Here is a 20,631-nt window from a genome sequence, read left to right on the forward strand (position 1 = left end):
TCTGATGTTGGAGGCCACGTCGATCTGTCCCTGATGGGGTCGGATTGCGTGGGTTCTCTCGTCGAAAGCGTAGGGTACGCCGTGGAGGGCCTCCACCGACAGGGCTCCTGCTATGTCTGCGGTCTTCGCTACGGTAAGGGCGTCCCAGAGGGCCAATGCTCCCAGACCGGTCAGGGCGGCGGTTCCGTTGAGCAGAGCGATCCCTTCTTTGGGATGAAGCTTTATCGGCTTGAGTCCGGCCTTGCTCATAGCCTCCAGAGCTGACATGCGAACGCCTTTGTAGAAGACGTCTCCCTCTCCGAGCATCGAGACCGCTATGTGCGAGAGGGGGCAAAGGTCTCCGCTGGCTCCCACCGATCCCTGAGAGGGGACGAGGGGAATGATGTCCAAGTTGAGGAAGTTGACCATCTGGGTGAGGGTTTCAATGGTGATGCCCGAATGTCCGGCGGTCAGTCCGTTGAGCCTTAGTAGCATGATAGCTCTGACGGTCTCAATCGGGAGGGGATCCCCTACTCCTACCGCGTGGCTTTTTAACAAGTTTTCTTGGAGAAGCTCGGTTTTAGCGCTGTCGATATTTACAGTGGAGAGATCTCCGAATCCAGTGGTTACTCCGTAGATTACTCGACCTTGATCGATCCACTGACGAATTAAGGACGAAGCTCTGTTGATTCGTCGAATAGCCTCCGTTGCGATTTCAACCTGAGCTTGATGGCGAGCTACGGCCACAAGCTCTTCGAGGGTAAGATTGTGACTATCAATGACGACAGCGGCTGTGCGGTCATACTTCATAGGATCAACCTCCAAATTTTAGGATGTAGACAAACATGTCGTTTACGATACAGAGTGCGGCTTCTTCATGCCATCCTACGCATTGAGGAAAATTCATAAAGATACTCATATGAAGTGATTATATATCCCTGCATTTCGAGGAAATAGTGTAACTATTCAGTCGCTCCAGCCAGGAATAGAATCTGACCATCGAGAGCCATAGACATGGCCTCGAATATATTGATCGAGTGCTTCTTCGCCGTAATGAGGAACGACATTATTTTGGCGTAGTCATTAGCCCCTTCCGAGGTTCGGAAGCAGCCCGATATTTTAAGCTTCGCTTTGAAGTTGCGGATGTTTCGCTCAGCCTCGTTATTGTCGAAGGGGATCGCAAAATCCCTGGAATAGAGCAGGATCTCCTCCTTATGGTCCCTAAATCTCTCCCGGAGGTTCCTGGCCTTGCCTTTTTTGGGCCTGCCTCTTGTCCCCTTTCCAATAGGTAGAGGGTTTTGGGCCAGACCGGAGGCAAGTAATTCATCGAAGGGTTTGTCGATCCTGTAGCGGCAGCAATAAGGGGAAAAACGGTCCTTACCGGCCACGATAAACGCCTTCTTCTTGTGCTGGGCCCATACCAGGAGCTTTCTCAGCTTTAAAGCCCATTCCTGGCCGGTGTTTTCGTGGATGCCTTTCAGCTCCCGAATGAGATGGGCGTTGCAGTAGACGTGGTTTACGTCAAACCCCTCGTAGGGACGCCAGAAGTCATGGACAGCTATCCCTCTGAAACAGGGAAGTATCCCGGAGGCGACCATTCCATCGTAGCCTCGCTTCTTCTCGACGGAGATATAGGCGTAGTCACGGTTACAGGCCACATGAGCCCAGCGGAGTCCTTTATCTACTCGGACCCCTGTTTCGTCGAAGTGGGCTAAGGGAAGAGCTTTGACCTTCTCCTTTATGACCTCCACAGAGGGTGCCACGGAGGATACCGCTCTTTTGACCATGTTGTAGACCGTTCCAGTGGATATAGGAAGGTTACAGGCCCCATGAAGTATGTCGTGAATGCGGTCTATGGATACGGCTCCTAAGGTATTTAGAACAGAGACCAGAGCTGTAGTCTCCGGACCATACTGGATGGTGGACTTCACGGTTACAGGTAGATGGCCCCTTATTGTCCCGTTGGACAAGGGACAGGTTCGTTTTATCGCTTGATGTTTTTCCACCGTGGTCACCAGTTTGGTATCTATTACGTATCCTGCACCGCAGGAAGCCTTATCGGCGGTTCAGACATCCTTATGTTCGCAGCTCTCGCACTGTAAGGGCAGGTGCTCAACGATTTTATCCGGCTCATGGGGAAGCTGAAGGCCACTTCCTTTATGGCCTTTCTGAGCCCCTTTACTCTTGTCGCTTTTCTTCCGGGAACTGGTCGGCTTGGGCTTTTTATAGCCGTCGCTGGAAGGAGGCTTGGAGCTGGTCTGGCTGTTTTGTTTCAGTATGGCTTCGAGCTCTGAGATTCTCTCGCTGAGGCTCTTGATTATCGCCTTGAGCATCTGGTTTTCCTCGAAGAGCTCTTCGTAGGTGGGCTTCTGAAACATGAATAGGCCTCCCTTCAGATTTATTCTGATGCCATGATATCACGTTGTAAGAAACTAAGGGACTGCTGATTTAGGAGCTAAATCAGCAGGGGGACTGAATAGTTACAATATATTTTTGTTGGTTGTCGGTTGTTTTATCGACAATATATCTGCTGCGATTATACTGACTCCGATCTTACTCCCTGTTGCGGAGGGCTTTGGGGTCGACCCGGTTCATTTCGGGGTCATTATAACCGTTGCATTGGCCATTGGTTTCGTTACGCCACCTTATGGTCCGACGTTATTCGTGGCTTCGGCCATTTCGGGCGTTCGTCTTGAGACTATCTCTAAAAGTGTTGTCCCGTTTTTTTTGTTTTAGTCTTTTGTTTGATGGTCATTACCTATGTTCCGTGGCTTAGCATGGGGCTGGTGAGAGTGATTTACGGATAATGACGGATGATACCATGCAGGATTGCCTTTTATTGACATCAGCTGTAGGTGTTTTGCCTGCATGGGTTGGGTGGTATGCTGCTCAGCGCAATTCTTCTGGATGGTGGATTTTACAGCGGGAGGCGAGCGACTCTTTATCGTCTGACGTTTTTCTACCGCATCCGTCAGTTTAGTATCTACCACTATTACGGGCGGTGTCTTCTATCTTTCGGAAAGCTCCAGCAGCACTATCTCCGGTCGGGAGCTCGTCCTTATCGGCGGCCCCCAGACCCCGACTCCGCAGGACACGTAGCCCCACGTGTCTCCGTATCGTTTCAGCCCCCAGTCCAGGTCGAACAGTGCGGAGGTGACGAACTGGAAGGGGAAGATCTGGCCGTGATGGGTGTGACCCGACAGAACCAGCGACGCCCCGGCCTCTCTCGATTCCTCTATGGACGACGGGGTGTGGTCCAGGACGACCGTAGGCAGGCCGTCGTCGGGGATCAGTGAGGCCAGCGGCGTCCTGGGTCGTCCCATCCTGGCGGACTGCACGTCCTCCCGACCGATTATCCAAAGCCGGTGGTCCAGCCGGCTCCGGTCGTCCATCAGCACCGTTATGCCGTTGCTCTCCATTATGGCCCTGGCCCTGTCTATGCCGAGGTAGTACTCGTGGTTGCCAGGACAGGCGTATGTTCCCATCGGGGCCTTCAGCTCCGCCAGTCCCGCGGCGGCTTTCTCCAGGGCGGGGCCGTCCGAGCCGTCCAATATATCGCCTGCCATCAGGATTACGTCCGGCGACAGCTCTCGGACCGAGTCGGTCACCCGTTTCAGCCAGGTCCGGGAGGTCTCCGAGTCCACGTGGAGGTCGGTCAGGAGGACCGCCCTGATCGGAGGGCCCGACAGTTCCGGTATCTCGAGCTTCAGATGTCTCACCGCTGGGAAACGGGCGTTGACCGCTCCGGCCGTCGCCATCAGGATGGAGGCGGCGGTCCATACGAGGAATATCCTTCCGTTCGCCCTGGGGCCCGGGCTATTGCCCAGGAGATAGGTTATCAGGCGGAACAGGTCCCATATAAGGGCCGGTACGACGAGAGCGGGAAGCAGCGCCATCCAGATCTCGCCTATCTGGACGAGACCGTGCCGAGCTGCCTCGGGAATTACTCCCGAGGCAGCTCTACCTATCGGCAGGGCGAGAGCTCCCAGGGCGGCCAGCCCAAGGACCGTTCGTCTGACAGAGTCGAGTGGTATCGTGCCGGCCCATCTCAGAGCCCCGTAGGAGCTGAGCCCCAGGTAGACCGTCATGAAAGCCGCTATGAACCATCTCATGGTCTAGGCCATGGAGTCTATGGTCTCTCTCACCTTGTCGACGTCGGGGCTGCGACGGTGGAGGGGGGTGTCGTCTTTTTCGTAGATCCCCAGAGAGTCCTCGAAGGTGGGACGTCCCTCCTCGCGGTATAGGATTCCCAGGGGGAAGCGCTCCGTCTCCATCGCCAGGGCCAGGGCCGCCGATCTGTCCGAGCTGTCGTGTTCGTCTCCGAGCCTGTAGGTGTGGTCCTTGAACCACTTGAAGGTGTTTATTTTGTTGAAGGAAACGCAGGGCTGGAAGACGTCCACCAGGGCGTAGCCTCTGTGCTTTATGGCTGCCTTCATCGTCTCCGCAGTGTGATCCACGTCGCCGGAGAAGGCTCGGGCCACGAAGGTGGCTCCCTGCACTATCGCCAGGGCCAGAGGGTTGACCGGCTCGCTGGATACCCCTCTGGTCTGGACCGGCGTCACCATCCCCTTGGGAGAGGTCGGAGAGGCCTGTCCCTTCGTCAGTCCGTACACCATGTTGTTATAGACGAAGTTGGCTATGTCGGGATTTCTCCTCACCGTGTGGAGGAAGTGGTTTCCCCCCTCGCCGTACATGTCGCCGTCGCCTCCCACCGCCACCACTGTCAGTTTGGGATTGGCCGCCTTTACCCCAGTGGCGTGGCTCAGGGCCCTGCCGTGGAGGCCGTTTAGGAAGTTGCACTTCATGAAGTGGGGCGTCTTGGCCGCCTGGCCTATTCCGGACACAACCACAACGTCCTCCGGGGCCATGTCCATGTCGGCCAGGGCCTTCTTGAGGGCCTCCAGTATCTTGAAGTCCCCGCATCCGGGGCACCAGGCCATGTCGGCTTCGGGGAGGTCGAATATTCTGGGATCGGTCATCTTACGACACCTCCTAACCGAGGATTCTGGAGAGGCCCTCTCGGACCTGCTCCACCGAGAACTGAAGGCCGCAGTAGTTCCTGAGGTGCCCCTGGGCTGAACGTCCCGTAACCGATCTGATCAGGTTCTCCAGCTGGCCGTCGTGGTTGCCCTCCACGAATATGAGCTCGTCGGCCCTCTCCACCGCGGCGACGACGTCCTCCGCCACGGGCCAGATCTGTCGGACCCTCATGAGGGCGGTGTCGGGAAGTTTCAGATCTATCAGGGCCTCCGAGACTATCGGTCCCGTCGATCCCCAGCATAGGACGAGCCTGGTCCAGTTTTCCGGGCCCCGGATGTCGGCGGGGACGAAGTCCTCCCTCAGGAGTTCCCCTTTTCTGAAACGTTTGTCCGACATCCTCACCCTCAGGTCGAAGTCCTCGAAGACGTGGCCTTCCTCGTCGTGTTCGTGGCTGTCGCACCCGACTATTCCTTTGCCCAGCCCCGGTACGCTCCTGGGGGATACCCCGTTCGGGACGTCCTCGTATCTCCTGTATCCCGGCCCGGAGGTCATGAGGCACTTGTCCGGTTTCGCTGCGATCAGGTCGTCGGGGTTCACGTCCCTGAAGGTGTTGAGAAGGTACTGGTCGGTCATGACGATGGACTGGACCTGATACCGATGGGCGATCTCGAAGGCTCTGGCCGTCAGGCTGTAGGCCTCCTCTATGGTCCCCGGCGCCAGCACGAGCCTTGGGAACTCTCCGTGTCCGGCGTGGACTGCGAGGTTCAGGTCTCCCTGTTCGGTTCTGGTGGCCATTCCCGTGGCGGGGCCGGGCCTCTGGGCCAGGTGCACCACCAGTGGGGTCTCCGCCACTCCCGCCAGGCTGAATCCCTCGTACATCAGGGAGAACCCTCCTCCGGAGGTGGTCACCATGGGGCTCGCCCCGGCGTAGGACGCTCCTACCGCCATGTTCACGGCGGATATCTCGTCCTCCACCTGCTCCACCGCCAGGCCGAAGTCGGAGGTGTTTTGGGCTGCGAAGGCCAGGACGCCCGTGGCGGGCGACATGGGATAGGCGGTCACGAAGTCGCATCCTCCGGCTATGGCACCCAGTGAGACGGCCTGCACGCCGTTCATGACCCTTCTACTGGACGTGTCGTCCTTTTTCGGAGGGGCCAGATCGGGGAATTTCTCCGCCATGCCTCTTCCCAGCTCCAGCCCTTTTCCGCAGGCGGAGCGGTTTTCGTCCACTATCTTGTCTCCCTTTTTGCCGAACCGGGAGAGGAAGTATTCCTCCGCCTGTTCGGTCGAGGCGTCCGCAATCCCCAGGACAAGCCCGGCGGCGATGACGTTGGCATAGACGGCTCCTCCCGCCTCCTTGGCCATCTCTCCGAGCGGAACGTCGAAAAAGGCGCAGTCCGTTTTCTCGAATTCCTCCCCTACGGACGATCGATCCGCCGCTATCACGGTGTTTTGGGTTATTCTGCGCCTTATGTTCTCTCTCACTCCGGGGCTGAGCACGACGAGCAGGTCGATTTCGTCCACCATTCCGTCCACCGGTGCCGAGGATATCCTTATCTCCGTCGAGTTGTTGCCTCCTCTGACCCGGGACATGTACTCCCTGGTGGCGAAGACGTGGTATCCCGATCTCTTGAGGACCTTGGCCAGTATGTCCTCCACGGTCTGAACTCCGTATCCGGCTCCGCCGCAGATGACGACGGAGAGGTCTTTTCCGGAAGCCATTCCCATTCCCCCTTTCGTTCGGAATCGATTACTACAGATCTCCTCCCACGATCCTACCACAGGGAGGGACTAAGAAAAAAGCGGAAAGCTCCCTTGTGCGTCGAAGATACAGGGACTATCATAAGAATTTATAGCGTTGAAGATTTCTCGGGGGGTGCGTCGAATGAGGGGGTTCGTCACCATTCTTCCGGTGGTCCTGATCATGGCTGCCGGATGGGGACTGAAGAGGTTCGACAGGATGGACCAGAGGGGAGCGGACCAGATCAACTCGGTCCTGTTCTGGTTGATAATGCCCGCCATTTTGCTGGAGGCCGGGATGGACATAGACGTCTCGGTCTTCTCCGACTGGGGCTATATATCGGTGCTGTACGGAACCTTCGCCGTGGTGGTCCTGTCGGTCTTCGCAGTGGCGTCCCGGTTGGAGCTGCCGAAAGAGAGGGCTGCCGTGTCCGTGCTGGGGGCTGTGAGGAGCAACGTCGTGTTCGTCGGTCTGCCTCTGGTATCGACTCTCATGGGAGATGTGGGAGTCGGCGCCCTGACGGTCTATCTGTCCATAGGCATGATCTTCTACAACACCTTTCCCATCGCCTGCGCTCAGATGGCGATGGAGGGCCGTTTTTCTCCGGCGTCGGTCAAGCAGGCCCTCGGCAAGGCCTTGAGAACTCCTCTCATACTGGCGGGCTTCACCGGGATAATGCTGTCGGTCACAGGGGTAAAAGATGTCTTCCCCCGGTGGTTCTTCGAGGGGCTGGAGCTTCTGACCGACTGCGGCAGCGGTATGGCGCTGCTGGTCATAGGGGCGTCGCTCCGTCTGGATAAGCTGGCCGCCGGTCTGGCCCGTTCCTGGGGCGATCTTCTGGTTAAGCTGGTGCTGTTTCCCGCAGCGATGTACGTCGGTTTCCATCTTCTGCCCCCCAGAGACCCGCTGTTGGCCAGGACCACCGTGCTGATAGCCTCTCTGTCTCCGGCCTTCAACACCTATATCCTGGCCAACGGCATGGGACTCGATTCGGATTACGCCGCCGAGTACGTGGCGACCGCGACCGTGGTGGGTATAGTCACCACGGCGGTATGGATAGAGATACTGTTTTAGATCAACAGGTCCAGTTGGATATGACGTCGATGATGACCGAGTCGACGTCCTTCATTCCCTTGACGTTCAGGGCCACCGCGTTTTCGACCGTCTTGGCGATGTCGGAGGGGTCCACCACGCCCTGGGCGCCCTGAAGGTGGTTCCCTCCGAGGACGGTCATGGCTGCAAGATAGGCCTCGGCGGCTCCGGTTGACACCTTGAGGGCGCAGGTCTCCTTGGCTCCGTCGCAGACCATTCCCACCAGGTTCCCCAGGACTATCTCCATAGCCTTTATGGATAGCTCCACCGATCCGCCAAGGAGCCTGACTATTCCCGAGGCCGCTCCCGCCCCGGCCGCTACGGCGCAGCCGCATACGGGGCTGAGCCGTCCCATACGGCTCTTTATGTAGCTCGTGCTGAGGTGGCTGAAGGCTATGGCCTCCGCCGTTTCCCTCCTGCTCTTTCCGTGAAAGTCGGCTGCCACGTACACGGGGAGGATCGCTGTTATGCCGTGGTTGCCGCTTCCGGCGCTGCTCATTACGGGGAGGGAGGCGCCGTCCATCCTGGCGTCGGCCGCCGCCGCCGCGTAGCTTCTTATCCTGGCAGCCAGGTCCCGGTCGAAGAGGTCTCCCGCCATGGATCTTACGGTACTCCCCAGGTTGAGCCCTACGTCGTGACCAAGGCCGTAGTGGGCTATCGTCAGGTTCATGTCCACCCCGGCCATGACGGTCTCCATGTCCTCGTCGTCCAGGCTCTCGGCCAGCTTCACCAGGTCGGGGTAGTCCATCTCCGCCACCTGGGAGGATACGGAGCGGGCCTTCGAGGCGGAGGTGTTCCCTTTTTCCTCTTTGAAGACCGTCTCTCCGTCTCTCTCCACCGAGACTATCCCGGTGTGGCTGTCCTCTATGACGCAGGTCGATTCGTGTCCCTCTCCGGAGACGACCGCCCTGACGTAGACTCCGTGTCTGGCCATGTCGGCCTCCAGGGAGACCCTGTTTTCCGACACCATCGTCTTCGCCGATCGGATGTCCTCTTCGGTGAGGTCCTTCAACACCTCCAGGCCGTAGTCCGATCTGCCGCAGACTACCGCCAGAGCTGCCGCTATCACGTTACCCCTGAGACCTCCGGTTCCGGGGATCCCCACAGCCACCCCGTTCTTGAATATGCTGTCGCTGACCGTGACGGACACCGACTCCACCGGGGCTCCCAGGGCCTCGGTCGCCCGGGCCACGGCCAAGGCCACGGCTCCGGGCTCGGTACACCCTAATGCAGGCTTTACCTCTTGACGCAGAAACTCCTTGATAGTGAACATCTCTTCTTCCTCCCCGTAGGACTATGTTTTTTTCTTTACCGCCCTATAGTATAGACCGATCTAACGATTATCGCTCTCATTTTATTGTCGGTATCCAAATACAGGAAAATAATTGCATCCATTCTTTAGCTGTAACTGATGATATAATCCGGTTGAGCCCGTCGTCTACGGTCTGACTTGAGAGAAAACTGTCTAAAAACTGTCAATTACGGTTATGGACTATGGCTCCCGAGTATCGCCGGAGATGGGCTAAAAGACAACTTACAGGAGGGATTTGACGATGAAACGCAGTGCTTTTTCGGTTTTGGCCCTGGCGGGGCTTCTGATGATCGCCACGGCGTCCGTGGCGATCGCCCAGGATACCCTTACGGTGGCTATGGCTCAGGACGCCAAGACGCTCGATCCTCACGGATCCAACGACCTGGCCTCCAACACCGTGATGAACCAGATCTATCAGAACCTTCTCATGCTCGACTCCGAGGGCCAGCTGGTTCCCCAGCTGGCGGAGAGCTACGAGCAGCTCGACGGCAGGACCTACCGGTTCAAGCTGAGAAAGGGTGTGCTGTTTCACAACGGCGAGGAGCTGAAGGCTTCCGACGTGGTCTATTCCTTTAAGAGGGCCATCTCTCCCAAGGGATCGGCGGTCAGCACCTACGCGTCTGCCATAGATCCCGAGGGATTCGAGACCCCCGACGACTACACGGTGATCATACGCACCAAGGAGGAGAACACCCCCTTCGTGGCGTCCCTGTCCCACGTGGGATTCGGCTGCATCATAAACGAGAAGGCCACGGAGGAGGCCGGCGACGACTACGGTCAGCATCCGGTGGGTACCGGCCCCTATCGTTTCGTGAGCTGGGCCAAGGGAGATCGGATCGTCCTGGAGAGGTTCGATAAGTTCTCCGGTCCCGCCCCTGTGGCCGAGACGATGGTGATTCGCCCCATAACCGAGGCCACCACCAGGACCATCGAGCTGGAGACCGGAGCGGTGGACATCGCCCTGGACATAACCCCCAACGATATGAAGAGGGTGGAGGAGAACGACGACCTCCGGCTTCTCCGCAAGGTCGGCAACATGACCAGCTACATCGGGATCAACACCGCCAAGGCTCCCTTCGACGATATCAGGGTTCGCAGGGCCATAAGTCTGGCGATAGACGCGGAGGGGATCTGCGACGTGGTCTTCCAGGGGGTCGGCAGTCTTCCCAATAGCCCCATGTCTCCCGGAGTGATGTATTACGACGACGGTCAGAAGGCCCAGGGCTACGACGTGGAGGCGGCCAAGAAGCTTCTCGATGAGGCCGGAGCCACTGGAATGAAGATACAGATCTGGACCAGCGACAGGAAGGACAGAGTCGACACCGCCACCTTCGCCCAGGCGATGCTTCTCGAGGTCGGAATAGAGGCGGAGATAAAGGTCCTCGAGTGGGGGGCCTTCCTGGAGGGACTCAAGGCGGGGCAGCACGATCTCTTCGTCCTGGGGTGGATCCCGTCGGTTCCGGATCCCTCCTTCGCGCTTGACGCCTGTTTCACCAGCGGCTCGGTGTGGAACTTCTCCAGGGTTTCCGATCCCTCAATCGACGAGCTGCTCAAGAAGGGCAAGACGATCCCCAACGGGGAGGAGCGTGCGTCGGTCTACGGGGAGCTTTAGTCCAAGATCAACGACTGCCTTCCCTGGGTCTACACCCAGAACAACGAGTTCCTGATAGGAACGGGAAAATCGGTCAAGGATTTCGAGCCCTCGTCCAACGGGGTGCATCACCTCTACGAGGTCGCCTTCGAGGAGTAAATAGCTACGATTCGGGACCTGCCGGAGGCTAAGCCGTCGGCAGGTCCTCTTAGAGAGAGGGGTTAAGGGATGATCAAATACGTGGCGAGAAGGGTGTTGGCCCTGGTTCCCGTCCTTTTCGGGGTGGCCTTCATAGTTTTCACTTTGCTCTACACGACTCCGGGCGATCCGGCCAAGTTGGCCTTGGGGCAGCAGGCCACGGACGAGGCCCTTCAGGAGTTCAGGGATAGTAACGGTTTGGACGATCCCTTTCTGGTGCAGTTCGGACGGTATATATCGAACGCGGTGTTCCGGGGGGACATCGGCCGTTCCTACGTTACTAAGAGGCCGGTCAGCTCGGAGATAATGGATACCTTCAAGGTGACCCTCAGGCTGGCGGTGTTCTCCATGGCAATATCCATCGTGCTGGGCATTCCCTTCGGCATCATATCCGCTATAAAACAGTACTCCATATTCGATTCGGTCACGATGGTGCTGGCTCTGGTCGGCATATCCATGCCGGTGTTCTGGCTGGGGCTGCTGCTGATACTGCTTTTCTCCGTCCATCTGGGATGGTTTCCCTCTTCCGGGATGGGCTCCTTCGCCGCCATGGTGCTGCCCTCTCTGTCCCTGTCGGCCCAGGGGGTGGCCATAATCACCAGGATGACCCGTTCCAGCATGCTCGAGGTGGTCCGCCAGGACTACATAAGGACCGCTCGGGCCAAGGGGCAGAAGGAGTCTGTCGTCATATGGCGTCACGCCCTGCCCAACGCCCTCATTCCTGTGGTCACGGTGATAGGCATTCACTTCGGCTATCTGCTGGGTGGAGCGGTTCTTACCGAGTCGGTCTTCTCGATCCCCGGGGTGGGGCGGCTGATGGTGGAGGCCATAAAGATGAGAGACTATCCTATAGTCCAGGGCGGGGTCCTCTACATAGCCATAGCCTACAGCCTGGTAAATCTCCTGGTGGATCTCCTCTACGGCTGGATCGACCCCAGGATAAAGGCTCAGTATCGTTAGGAGGGACCGTCTATGAATTCTAGAAAAAAGGGCAAGGGCGGAGACGTCTTCCTCCGACTCAGGAGAAACAGGCTGGCCATGATAGGCCTGGCCATAGTGGTGATACTGATACTGGTGGCGGTTTTCGCCGACTTCATAGCTCCCTACGGCTACGCCAAGCAGAATATCCGTGAGACCCTTCAGTCTCCGTCCATGAAACACCTGTGCGGAACCGATCAGTTCGGCAGGGATATATTCAGCCGGATAATCTACGGAAGCCGGATCTCCCTGAAGGTGGGCTTCATAGCCGTCTCCATCGCCATGGTGACCGGTGGGCTGCTGGGCGCCGTCTCGGGATATTACGGCGGGAAACTGGACAACCTTATAATGAGGGTGATGGACGTGCTCCTGTCGATCCCCCAGATACTCCTGGCCATCGCCATAGCGGCGTCTCTCGGACCGGGCTTGTTCAACCTCATGATAGCGGTTGGAATATCGTCCATACCGGGCTACGCCAGGATAGTCAGAGGCTCGGTCCTCTCCATAAGAAACCAGGAGTTCGTAGAGGCCGCCAGGGCCATGGGGTCCGGGGATCTCAGGATAATACTGAGGCACATACTGCCCAACTGCATGGCTCCTGTCATAGTCCAGGCCACCCTGGGGGTAGCCTTCGCCATCCTCACCGCCGCGGGGCTGAGCTTCATAGGTCTGGGCATACAGCCTCCCTCCCCCGAGTGGGGCGCCATGCTTTCCGGAGGACGGGTCTATATAAGGGATCACTCCTACATGACCTTCTTTCCCGGTCTGGCCATCATGGTAACCATATTGGCGCTCAATTTCTTGGGCGACGGCCTCCGGGACGCACTTGATCCCAAGCTGAAGAGGTAGGGGGAGATGGATATGAAGCAGGAGCTTTTGCTCGACATAAAGGGGCTGACCGTCCGCTACCATACCGACAGCGGAGTGGTCCAGGCGGTCGATAAGCTCGATCTGAAGCTGGCCCCGGGCGAGTCGCTGGGCTTCGTGGGGGAGACCGGCGCCGGAAAGACCACCACGGCCCTGTCGGTGATGCAGCTGATACAGAGCCCTCCGGGGGAGATAGTGGAGGGGTCCATTTCCTTTCAGGGAAGGGATATGCTGTCTCTGAGCGAGTCGGAGAAGAGGATCGTTCGAGGCGGCAGGATAGCTATGATATTCCAGGATCCCATGACTTCTCTGAACCCGGTTATGCCGGTGGACCGTCAGATAATGGAGATGGTCCAGCTTCACGGCGACATGGACGAGAAGAGGGCCCACAAAAGGGCCCTGGAGATGCTGGAACTGGTCGGTATCCGTCCTGAGAGGGCGGGAGACTATCCCCATCAGTTTTCCGGAGGCATGAGGCAGAGGGTAGTCATCGCCATAGCACTGGCCTGCGATCCGGCTCTTCTGATAGCCGACGAGCCCACCACGGCCCTGGACGTGACCATACAGGCCCAGGTGCTGGAGCTGATGAAGGACCTGAAGAGGAAGTTCAACACGGCCCTGATGCTGATAACCCACGACCTCGGCGTTGTCGCCGAGATCTGCGACAAGGTCGCCATAATGTACGCCGGGTCCGTGGTGGAGTACGGCGACACCGACTCTCTCTACGAACACAGGATGCATCCCTACACGGAGGGGCTTTTCAACTCCATCCCGGACGTGGACGCCCCCCGTTCCCGGTTGCAGGTCATACAGGGGCTCACCCCGGATCCTACCGACCTGCCCAGGGGATGCCGGTTCCACCCCCGTTGTCCCTACGCCCTGCCGTCCTGTTCGGAGGCTCGGCCGGAGATGGCGGAGTGGCGTCCCGGCCATTTCGTGGCCTGTCCCGTCCGTTGCGGCGGCCTTTCCTGAGGAGGTCTGACAGATGGTAAAAGAGAGAGAGGCCCTGATAGAGGTCAAGGGCCTGACCAAGTATTTCGATACCCCTCGGGGAAAGCTTCACGCGGTGGACGGACTGGGCTTTTCCATAGCCTCGGGAGAGACCCTGGGACTGGTGGGAGAGTCGGGATGCGGCAAGTCCACCACGGGGAGGGTCCTGATAAGGCTTCTGGAGGCCACGGGAGGCGAGGTCCTGTATCGGGGGGAGGACGTGCTTTCCTCCGGCGGATCCAGGATGAAGGCCCTGAGAAGACAGATGCAGATAGTGTTTCAGGATCCCTATTCGTCTCTGAACCCCCGGATGACGGTGTCGGAGCTCATAGCCGAGCCCCTGGTGGTAAACGGGGCCGGGATGGGCGGCAGGGCCAGGCGGGCCAGGGTGTCCGAGCTGATGGACACGGTGGGCCTGGCGGAGAGGCTGACCGATTCCTATCCCCACGAGCTGGACGGAGGCAGACGTCAGAGGATAGGCATAGCCCGAGCCCTGGCGCTGGAGCCGGAGTTCATAGTTCTGGACGAGCCGGTATCGGCGCTGGACGTGTGCATCCAGGCCCAGATACTGAACCTGTTGGACGATCTTCAGAGGGAGGCGGGATATACCTATCTGTTCATCTCCCACGACCTATCGGTGGTCAAGCACGTGTCGGACCGCATCGCCGTCATGTATCTGGGCAAGATGGTGGAGCTCACCGACTCGGAGAGGGTTTTCTCCGATCCCCTGCACCCCTACACCAGGGCGCTGCTGTCGGCCATACCGATAGCCAAGAGGGGCGTCGAGAGAAACAGGATAATTCTGGAGGGAGACGTCCCCAGTCCGATCGATCCCCCCGAGGGCTGTCGCTTCGCCGGAAGGTGTCCCTACCGCAGGGACCTCTGCACCGAGGCGACCCCGGAACTGAGGGAGATATCGCCGGGACATTCCGTGGCCTGTCACTTCGCGGGAGAGCTGGATTTCGGGGAGGCGGCGTCTTGAGGGGGGATCTCCTTAACCGAGCAGTGGAGCTTAGCCCCTGGCTGGTGGAGCTCCGCAGGGATTTTCACCGTCATCCCGAGCTGGCCTTTCAGGAGTTCAGGACCTCCGCCAAGGTGGCCGAGGTGCTGGCGTCGCTGGACATTCCCTTCGAGACCGGCATAGCCGAGACCGGTGTGGTGGCCAGACTCGGAGGGGCCGGCCCCTCGGTGGCTCTGAGGGCGGATATGGACGCCCTTCCCCTGACCGAGTGCGAGGGCCGGGAGTACCGTTCCGCCGTGGAGGGAGTGATGCACGGCTGCGGTCACGACGCCCACACCGCCATTCTCCTCGGGGTGGCACGACTGCTGTCCGGGATGGAGCTTCCCGGGCCGATCGTCCTGATCTTCCAGCCCGCAGAGGAGATCGCGGGAGGCGGGGCGGCGGTGGTCCGATCCGGGGTTTTGGAGCGAAACGAGGTCAAGGCCGTCTTCGGCCTCCACGTCACAGTTCCTCTGGAGGTGGGGACCATAGGGGTGAACAGGGAGAGGTGCTGCGCCTCGGTGGACAACTTCCGGGCGGTGATCCGTGGAAAGAAGGCCCACGGAGCCTATCCCCATCTGGGAAGGGACGCCGTGGTGATGGCGGGCCAGGCATTGGTACAGCTTCAGTCGCTGGTCTCCAGGGAGATCGATCCTCTGGAGGGTGCGGTGGTGACCGTCGGATCGGTCCACGGGGGAACGGCGCCCAACATAATAGCCGACGAGGTGGTCATGGAGGGAACGGTCCGTTCCTACCTTCCGGAGCAGAGAGGATATCTGACCGACCGGGTTAAGGAGATAATCTCCTCCGTCGCCTCCGCCGGAGGAGGTTCGGCGGAGGTCGCGGTGAAGAGGGGATCCCCCGCCGTGGTCAACGACCCCGCCATGGCCGATATGGTTCTGTCCGTCGGGAGGGATTTTCTGGGGTTCGAGTCCGCCTCTTTTCTGGACCGCCCCACCATGGGAGGGGAGGATTTCTCCTATCTTTCCGAGGCCGTGCCGGGAGCCTTCTTCCGTCTGGGGTCGGGCAACGAGGAGAGGGGCATCGTCCATCCCGCCCACACCTCCGATTTCGACGTGGACGAGGGGTGCCTTCCGGTGGGAGCCGCCATGATGGCGGAGCTGGCGCTGAGGTGGCACGAGGAAGGCCGGGGCCGTGGATAGCGGCGTTTCAGGGCCGTTTTCCTGGTCCGTAGGGGTTCCTCTGGGCACCAACCGCCTGTATCTGAAAAAGGCCGCCGTCTTTTCCGCGGTCCTCATGGCCTGCGTCGTCGGGGTAACCCTGGCGACACAGGCCTTTTTCGGATCGTCCCTCGAGGCAGAGCATCTCGTGGCCGCGCTGGATCTGGGGATGAGGTCCGTCGGCCTGGTCGCCCTGCTGTGGGCTCTGGTGGTCTTCGGGGTCCTGGACAACAGGCTCCTGATGAGATACAGGATAGGTCCGGAGGGAGTTCGCTGTGATACCGTCAGGATAAAGAGGGGCGACTGGCGATCCCATCGTATATCCTTCCGTCCCTTCGAGGCTCCCGATTCCTGTCGGGAGGTACGGAGTTCGTCCAGGCTCATAAACTGGTGCGATCTGTCCTCCGCAAAGGGTCTGGAGGACATGAACACTGTGGTTTTGAGAAGAGGCGGCTGGACCGTAGCCTATCTGTTCTGTCCCGACCGGGACACCTACCTCAAGGTGCTGGGGTACTCGAAAGGACACCTCTAAAAACGCCGGTCCTCGGAGAGGTCGTTCCGACGGAGCCTGTTCGAGCCCGTATTTCCGACCGGCCGTCGTGTAGTACGGATGGGGCGACAGGACGTCGCCCCAAGCCGAGGGGGCACAGGACGTGCCCTCCGAGGCGATTCGTACGAAACAGGCCGATCGGAAATACGTTTGGGCGAGACAGGGCGGAGTCGGAACGACCTCTTCGAGGAGACTTTGACGTGATTTTAAAGATGTCTCAAGGGGTGTCCTGAAGTGTTAGAATCGTGGCATGACAGGGCTTCGAGAAGAAGCTTCAGAAAGGGGATCTTACCATGATAGGAGATCTGCTGGTCCGGGGCGGAACGGTCTGGACCGTGACGGACGGCGTAAAGGATAACTGTGACGTCCTGGTTTCGAAGGGGCGGATCGCTCGGGTCTCTCCGGACATAGACGTTCCCGAAGGGGCCGATGTGCTGGAGGCCCGGGGCAGAATAGTCACTCCCGGACTGATAGACTGCCACTGCCATCTTGGGCTGTGGGAGGAGGGATATCCGCCGGAGGAGGCGGGAGGCAACGAGAAGACCGACTCCCTCACCCCTCACCTTAGGGCCCTGGACGGCTTCGACCCGGAGGACACGTCCTTTCTGGACGCCAGAAGGGCGGGCATAACCACCGTACAGATCCTTCCGGGCAGCGCCAACGTGGTAGGAGGGGTCGGGGCGGTATTGAAGACCTGGGGCGGTTACGCCGACGAGATGGTGAGGCTTCATCCGTCGGGGATGAAGGCCGCCTTCGGCGAGAACCCCAAGAATCTTCACAAAGACAGAGGCGGCATGCCCACCACCAGGATGGCTGTAGCTGCCATGCTTCGATCCGCACTGGTCGACGGGCTGAACTACGGCAGGAAGCTGGAGAAGGACCCCGATTCCCCGAGGGATCTCCGCCTCGAGGGGCTGTTGTCGGTGCTTCGAAGGGAGATCCCCCTCAGGATCCACGCCCACAGGGCGGACGACATAATGTCCGCCGTCAGGGTCGCCGAGGAGTTCGACCTGGACTACTCCATAGAGCACTGCACCGAGGGGCACAAGGTGGCCTCGGTCCTCGGAGAGAAGAGGGTGATGGCGGCCTTCGGCCCCTTCATGATATTCAAGTCCAAGCTCGAGCTGAAGGACTGCGCCGCGTCCAACGTGGTCTCCCTTTACAGGGCGGGGGCCCATGTCTCCCTCATAACCGACTATCCCATGATCCCGGTCAGCTGTCTTATGGTACAGGCCGCACAGATCGTCAGGGAGGGGCTCTCCAGGGAGGAGGTCTTCCGTTTCGTGACTATGAATCCGGCTGAGCATCTCGGCCTGGCCGACGATCTGGGATCCATAGAAAAGGGCAAGATAGGCGACCTCGTGATCTGGGACGGCGATCCCTTCGACGGGACCCGTTCTCCCGACGTAACCGTAATAGACGGAGAGGTCGTGTTCCGGAAAGATGGTCGATAATAACAGATGCCGTCAGGCTACCGTGGCTTCCTGGGTAGGCCTGACGGTGGACTGTGTCCTAACCATAGGCAAGATATCGGCCGGAATTCTGGGAAACAGCGCCGCCATGGTCGCGGACGGCGCTCACTCTCTTTCCGACGTGGTCACCGACGTCGTGGCCATCCTGGGCTTTCGGATGGTGGCGCAGCCGGCGGACTCGTCCCACCGCTACGGTCACGGCAAGTTCGAGACCCTGTGTTCCGCCTTCGTAGGTGTGGCCCTTATAGGGGCCGGACTGGGGATCCTGTGGGGCGCCGGTTGCCGCATAGCCGAGGCCTTCGACGGGGTGACGCCGGAGGCCCCGGGCGAGATAGCCCTATGGGCGGCGGGGCTTTCCGTGATAGTGAAGGAGATACTGTATCGGTACACCGTGGCGGCGGCCCTGCGTCTGAACAGCCCGGCCCTGAAGGCCAACGCCTGGCATCACAGGTCCGACGCCCTGTCGTCCGTGGGAGCCTTCCTCGGAATAGGCGGAGCCATGGCCCTTGGAGGATGGGGAAGACTCTTGGATCCCGTTGCAGGGGTGGCGGTTAGCCTGATAGTCGTCAAGGTGGGGCTATCCATATCCTACGACGCGATCAACGAGCTGACCGAGGCCGCCCTTCCGGAGGACGTCTCACGGGATATAGTGCTCTGCGGAGAGTCCGTCCCGGGAGTCAGAGACCTCCACCGCCTCAGGACCAGGAGGGTCGGAGCCGTCGTCGCCATGGATTTCCACCTGCTGGTGGATCCGGACATAACGGTCCGAGAGGGCCACGACATCGCAACGGCGGTGGAGGACGCCATAAGGTTGAAGATGGGTCGGGACACGATGATATCGGTTCACGTGGAGCCCGACGACGGATAGGATCACCGACCGTCGGCCTATCTCTTTACGATGGAGACCCTACACCTCTTTATGACGTGGTCCGGCAGGGCGGCTATCCTGGCGGCGTCGGCCTCGCTGACCACTATGTCCACGTTCTGAGGGGCCTTTACCCTGAGGGGCTTGATCGTTATCGGGCTGTCCGAGACCCTGGGCTGCCCCTTGGCCCAGTTCATGTTGCTCTGATAATCGCAGAGCCCCGAGGCCAGAAAGCGCTCCATGTCCACCAGGTCGAAACCGTACACCTCCTTGCCCGACGGCGACAGTATCCGGAACGTCACGGAGGGGATCAAGGGCAGGTTTCGGCAGTCCAGCACCAGACCGGTCCCCCCGCTTCTGACCTTGGGACGGGGCTGGGGTTTGGGGGCCTTCTTCTGTCTCTTCTCCTCCGCCGCCTTCTCCTGTATCACCGGCAGGGCTGCGGTCCGTATCTCCTTCAGAGAGACCCTTCCCGTAACGGTGTATATCTCGCCGTCCCATTCCGAGTCCGTGACCGCAACGTTCTTTATGAACCCAGTTACGGAGGAGACGACCCTGTCGTCGGCCATGAAGTTCTCCATGGTGGTCTCCGAGCTTATCCTGACTCCCTTCACGAACTCGAGCATGTTTCTCTGAAGGTCCACTATCGCGCCCCTCTTGGCGAGGAGCTTGCCCTGGGCCGATCCCTCCTTGCCGGTCGGGACCACTGCCTGTCCTATGGCCTCCACGTAGTCCCCGCTCCAGTCAAGGGTCGCGTTGTGTCCCTGTTGAACTATCGGTTCCCGTGCCGCCGCCGCCGAGGTTATGACGGCTAGGACCATGGCGACCAGCATAATCCTTCTGATCATGACAGATACCTCCTTTTCCCTTATCGTTCTCGATTTTCTCCGATACCCCTCGTTACAAGTGTAGACTCGTCTGAAGATAGAGGCAAGTATATGTTTTCCTTGCCCTTTTTACGCTCTGTGATATGCTGAAAGAAAACCGTTTTTCCACGGGAGGTGGTTTCATGGCCAGAACATGGGGACGTAGATTTTCGGTGGTCCTGGTCGCCTTTATCCTCTCTCTGACGTGCTCCTCTTTCGTCCATGCGGCCCTTCCCAAAAACGGGAGGGTCGCCGTGGTCTTAAGGGGAAGCGGAGGTCTGGGAAGGGCCGATCTTACCGCGGCTGGTGCGGCGGTGATAAGGGAGCTGGTCCGTCGAGGGTACCCTGTGGTGGACAAGGATCGTCTGGATGCCCTGGAGCGCAGCGAGGCGGCGAGGCTGGCCCTGGAGGGAGACGTGGAGGCCATCATGGCCCTGGCGAGAAAATACGGGGTCAGCTATTACGTCAGAGGTACTGCCGAGGGACATAAGCCGGTGGTGAACGAGTTCGGTCTGTACACCGGCACGGTGACCATATCCCTCCAGGCCTACAGGGCCAGGGACGGCAAGTATCTCTTCTCCGACAGCATAGTGGGCAAGGAGGTCGGCTACACGGCTCAGGAGGCGTCCTCCAAGGCGCTCATAGCTGCTTCCGGAAGGATGGCCGCCGCTCTCGGGGACGGAGAGCCCGTCACGGAGGTCAAGCCGGAGGTAAAGGGAAAAAGCTTCTCGCTGTTCGTCTCGGGATTGGCAGGTCTGGTCGGAGCCGAGTCGTTCAGGCAGGATCTTGAAAAGATCCCCGGAGTCCTGTCCGCCTCCCTGGGCTCGGGGCTCGGGACGGCGTCCTTCACGGTGGAGTACGCAGGAGACGTCGGATCTCTGGCGGACAGACTGGTATCGTCGTTTCAGGGACTGGTGGTGGATTCCAAGACTCCCGGTTCCCTGAGGTTGAGTTTCGAGTGAGGAACAG

At 59.4% G+C, this 20,631-nt stretch carries 20 protein-coding genes; 12 read left to right on the plus strand and 8 right to left on the minus strand.

The features are described 5' to 3' along the window. The 3 genes from L2W58_RS12155 to L2W58_RS12165 form a co-directional block, all read right to left on the minus strand. On the minus strand, nucleotides 1–789 hold a 789-nt coding region (locus tag L2W58_RS12155), incomplete at its 3' end, for an HAL/PAL/TAL family ammonia-lyase (RefSeq protein ID WP_236103682.1). Between the two features lie 152 nt (nucleotides 790–941). After that, on the minus strand, nucleotides 942–1,994 hold the full coding sequence (gene tnpC, locus L2W58_RS12160) for an IS66 family transposase (protein WP_338033091.1): 1,053 nt from the start codon (nucleotides 1,992–1,994) through the stop codon (nucleotides 942–944). Between the two features lie 51 nt (nucleotides 1,995–2,045). Further along, nucleotides 2,046–2,357, minus strand: coding sequence for a DUF6444 domain-containing protein (locus L2W58_RS12165; RefSeq protein WP_236103684.1), 312 nt, complete (start codon nucleotides 2,355–2,357; stop codon nucleotides 2,046–2,048). A gap of 118 nt (nucleotides 2,358–2,475) precedes the next feature. Here L2W58_RS12165 and L2W58_RS12170 point away from each other — a divergent pair, with 118 nt between their 5' ends. Beyond that, nucleotides 2,476–2,715 carry a TRAP transporter large permease subunit gene (locus L2W58_RS12170; protein ID WP_236103711.1) on the plus strand — a complete coding sequence of 80 codons (240 nt, stop codon included), beginning with the start codon at nucleotides 2,476–2,478 and terminating at the stop codon, nucleotides 2,713–2,715. Nucleotides 2,716–2,987: 272 nt separating this feature from the next. On the opposite strand, the gene L2W58_RS12175 is transcribed toward L2W58_RS12170, so the two are convergent. The 3 genes from L2W58_RS12175 to L2W58_RS12185 are packed head-to-tail and all read right to left on the minus strand — an operon-like array spanning nucleotide 2,988 to nucleotide 6,681. Further along, nucleotides 2,988–4,091, minus strand: a complete 1,104-nt coding sequence (locus tag L2W58_RS12175) for a metallophosphoesterase (RefSeq protein ID WP_236103685.1) — start codon at nucleotides 4,089–4,091, stop codon at nucleotides 2,988–2,990. Nucleotides 4,092–4,094: 3 nt separating this feature from the next. Then, nucleotides 4,095–4,958, minus strand: a complete 864-nt coding sequence (locus L2W58_RS12180; protein ID WP_236103686.1) for a thiamine pyrophosphate-dependent enzyme — start codon at nucleotides 4,956–4,958, stop codon at nucleotides 4,095–4,097. 13 nt (nucleotides 4,959–4,971) lie between these two features. Next, a complete protein-coding gene (locus tag L2W58_RS12185) occupies nucleotides 4,972–6,681 on the minus strand; it encodes a 2-oxoacid:acceptor oxidoreductase subunit alpha (RefSeq protein WP_236103687.1) in 1,710 nt (569 codons plus the stop codon). Between the two features lie 163 nt (nucleotides 6,682–6,844). On the opposite strand from L2W58_RS12185, the gene L2W58_RS12190 reads away from it, so the two are divergent. After that, the gene (locus L2W58_RS12190) at nucleotides 6,845–7,774 is read left to right on the plus strand and encodes an AEC family transporter (RefSeq protein ID WP_236103688.1); all 930 of its coding nucleotides are present in this window, start codon (nucleotides 6,845–6,847) and stop codon (nucleotides 7,772–7,774) included. Nucleotide 7,775: 1 nt separating this feature from the next. On the opposite strand, the gene L2W58_RS12195 is transcribed toward L2W58_RS12190, so the two are convergent. Further along, entirely contained in the window at nucleotides 7,776–9,065 is a 1,290-nt protein-coding gene (locus L2W58_RS12195) for an L-cysteine desulfidase family protein (protein ID WP_236103689.1), read from the minus strand. 280 nt (nucleotides 9,066–9,345) lie between these two features. Here L2W58_RS12195 and L2W58_RS12200 point away from each other — a divergent pair, with 280 nt between their 5' ends. The 9 genes from L2W58_RS12200 (at nucleotide 9,346) to L2W58_RS12240 (ending at nucleotide 18,799) form a co-directional block, all read left to right on the plus strand. Next, nucleotides 9,346–10,716, plus strand: coding sequence for an ABC transporter substrate-binding protein (locus tag L2W58_RS12200; protein WP_236103690.1), 1,371 nt, complete (start codon nucleotides 9,346–9,348; stop codon nucleotides 10,714–10,716). 207 nt (nucleotides 10,717–10,923) lie between these two features. Continuing rightward, complete coding sequence (gene nikB / locus L2W58_RS12205) at nucleotides 10,924–11,853, plus strand: nickel ABC transporter permease (protein ID WP_236103691.1); 930 nt, start codon at nucleotides 10,924–10,926, stop codon at nucleotides 11,851–11,853. 12 nt (nucleotides 11,854–11,865) lie between these two features. Beyond that, the gene (locus L2W58_RS12210; protein WP_236103692.1) at nucleotides 11,866–12,720 is read left to right on the plus strand and encodes an ABC transporter permease; all 855 of its coding nucleotides are present in this window, start codon (nucleotides 11,866–11,868) and stop codon (nucleotides 12,718–12,720) included. A gap of 12 nt (nucleotides 12,721–12,732) precedes the next feature. After that, entirely contained in the window at nucleotides 12,733–13,710 is a 978-nt protein-coding gene (locus L2W58_RS12215; RefSeq protein WP_236103693.1) for an ABC transporter ATP-binding protein, read from the plus strand. A 13-nt stretch (nucleotides 13,711–13,723) separates the two neighbouring features. After that, on the plus strand, nucleotides 13,724–14,710 hold the full coding sequence (locus tag L2W58_RS12220; RefSeq protein ID WP_236103694.1) for an ABC transporter ATP-binding protein: 987 nt from the start codon (nucleotides 13,724–13,726) through the stop codon (nucleotides 14,708–14,710). Then, a complete protein-coding gene (locus tag L2W58_RS12225; protein ID WP_236103695.1) occupies nucleotides 14,707–15,891 on the plus strand; it encodes a M20 metallopeptidase family protein in 1,185 nt (394 codons plus the stop codon). The genes L2W58_RS12220 and L2W58_RS12225 overlap by 4 nt, the downstream gene beginning before the upstream one ends. Continuing rightward, nucleotides 15,884–16,441, plus strand: a complete 558-nt coding sequence (locus L2W58_RS12230) for a hypothetical protein (protein WP_236103696.1) — start codon at nucleotides 15,884–15,886, stop codon at nucleotides 16,439–16,441. The genes L2W58_RS12225 and L2W58_RS12230 overlap by 8 nt, the downstream gene beginning before the upstream one ends. Before the next feature lie 311 nt (nucleotides 16,442–16,752). After that, nucleotides 16,753–17,913: an amidohydrolase gene (locus tag L2W58_RS12235; RefSeq protein ID WP_236103697.1), complete on the plus strand. Its 1,161-nt coding sequence runs from the start codon at nucleotides 16,753–16,755 to the stop codon at nucleotides 17,911–17,913. Then, nucleotides 17,903–18,799, plus strand: coding sequence for a cation diffusion facilitator family transporter (locus tag L2W58_RS12240; protein ID WP_236103698.1), 897 nt, complete (start codon nucleotides 17,903–17,905; stop codon nucleotides 18,797–18,799). Before L2W58_RS12235 ends, L2W58_RS12240 begins: the two co-directional genes overlap by 11 nt. Before the next feature lie 17 nt (nucleotides 18,800–18,816). Here the strand turns inward: L2W58_RS12240 and L2W58_RS12245 are convergent, their stop codons facing one another. After that, a complete protein-coding gene (locus L2W58_RS12245) occupies nucleotides 18,817–19,644 on the minus strand; it encodes a hypothetical protein (RefSeq protein ID WP_236103699.1) in 828 nt (275 codons plus the stop codon). A gap of 161 nt (nucleotides 19,645–19,805) precedes the next feature. On the opposite strand from L2W58_RS12245, the gene L2W58_RS12250 reads away from it, so the two are divergent. After that, nucleotides 19,806–20,624 (plus strand): SDR family oxidoreductase, encoded by an 819-nt coding sequence (locus L2W58_RS12250; RefSeq protein ID WP_236103700.1) that lies wholly within the window; start codon nucleotides 19,806–19,808, stop codon nucleotides 20,622–20,624. Nucleotides 20,625–20,631 lie beyond the last annotated feature (7 nt).

The sequence above is a fragment of the Dethiosulfovibrio faecalis genome (assembly GCF_021568795.1).
GTDB classification, from domain to species: Bacteria; Synergistota; Synergistia; order Synergistales; family Dethiosulfovibrionaceae; genus Dethiosulfovibrio; species Dethiosulfovibrio faecalis.

Bases quoted from the DNA above. Each gene is read 5' to 3' on its own strand.
- L2W58_RS12165 (WP_236103684.1), bottom strand. From the start codon at position 2,357: ATGTTTCAGAAGCCCACCTACGAAGAGCTCTTCGAGGAAAACCAGATG.
- L2W58_RS12175 (WP_236103685.1), bottom strand. From the start codon at position 4,091: ATGAGATGGTTCATAGCGGCTTTCATGACGGTCTACCTGGGGCTCAGC.
- L2W58_RS12180 (WP_236103686.1), bottom strand. From the start codon at position 4,958: ATGACCGATCCCAGAATATTCGACCTCCCCGAAGCCGACATGGCCTGG.
- L2W58_RS12185 (WP_236103687.1), bottom strand. From the start codon at position 6,681: ATGGCTTCCGGAAAAGACCTCTCCGTCGTCATCTGCGGCGGAGCCGGA.
- L2W58_RS12190 (WP_236103688.1), top strand. From the start codon at position 6,845: ATGAGGGGGTTCGTCACCATTCTTCCGGTGGTCCTGATCATGGCTGCC.
- L2W58_RS12195 (WP_236103689.1), bottom strand. From the start codon at position 9,065: ATGTTCACTATCAAGGAGTTTCTGCGTCAAGAGGTAAAGCCTGCATTA.
- L2W58_RS12200 (WP_236103690.1), top strand. From the start codon at position 9,346: ATGAAACGCAGTGCTTTTTCGGTTTTGGCCCTGGCGGGGCTTCTGATG.
- nikB (WP_236103691.1), top strand. From the start codon at position 10,924: ATGATCAAATACGTGGCGAGAAGGGTGTTGGCCCTGGTTCCCGTCCTT.
- L2W58_RS12210 (WP_236103692.1), top strand. From the start codon at position 11,866: ATGAATTCTAGAAAAAAGGGCAAGGGCGGAGACGTCTTCCTCCGACTC.
- L2W58_RS12215 (WP_236103693.1), top strand. From the start codon at position 12,733: ATGAAGCAGGAGCTTTTGCTCGACATAAAGGGGCTGACCGTCCGCTAC.
- L2W58_RS12220 (WP_236103694.1), top strand. From the start codon at position 13,724: ATGGTAAAAGAGAGAGAGGCCCTGATAGAGGTCAAGGGCCTGACCAAG.
- L2W58_RS12235 (WP_236103697.1), top strand. From the start codon at position 16,753: ATGATAGGAGATCTGCTGGTCCGGGGCGGAACGGTCTGGACCGTGACG.
- L2W58_RS12240 (WP_236103698.1), top strand. From the start codon at position 17,903: ATGGTCGATAATAACAGATGCCGTCAGGCTACCGTGGCTTCCTGGGTA.
- L2W58_RS12245 (WP_236103699.1), bottom strand. From the start codon at position 19,644: ATGATCAGAAGGATTATGCTGGTCGCCATGGTCCTAGCCGTCATAACC.
- L2W58_RS12250 (WP_236103700.1), top strand. From the start codon at position 19,806: ATGGCCAGAACATGGGGACGTAGATTTTCGGTGGTCCTGGTCGCCTTT.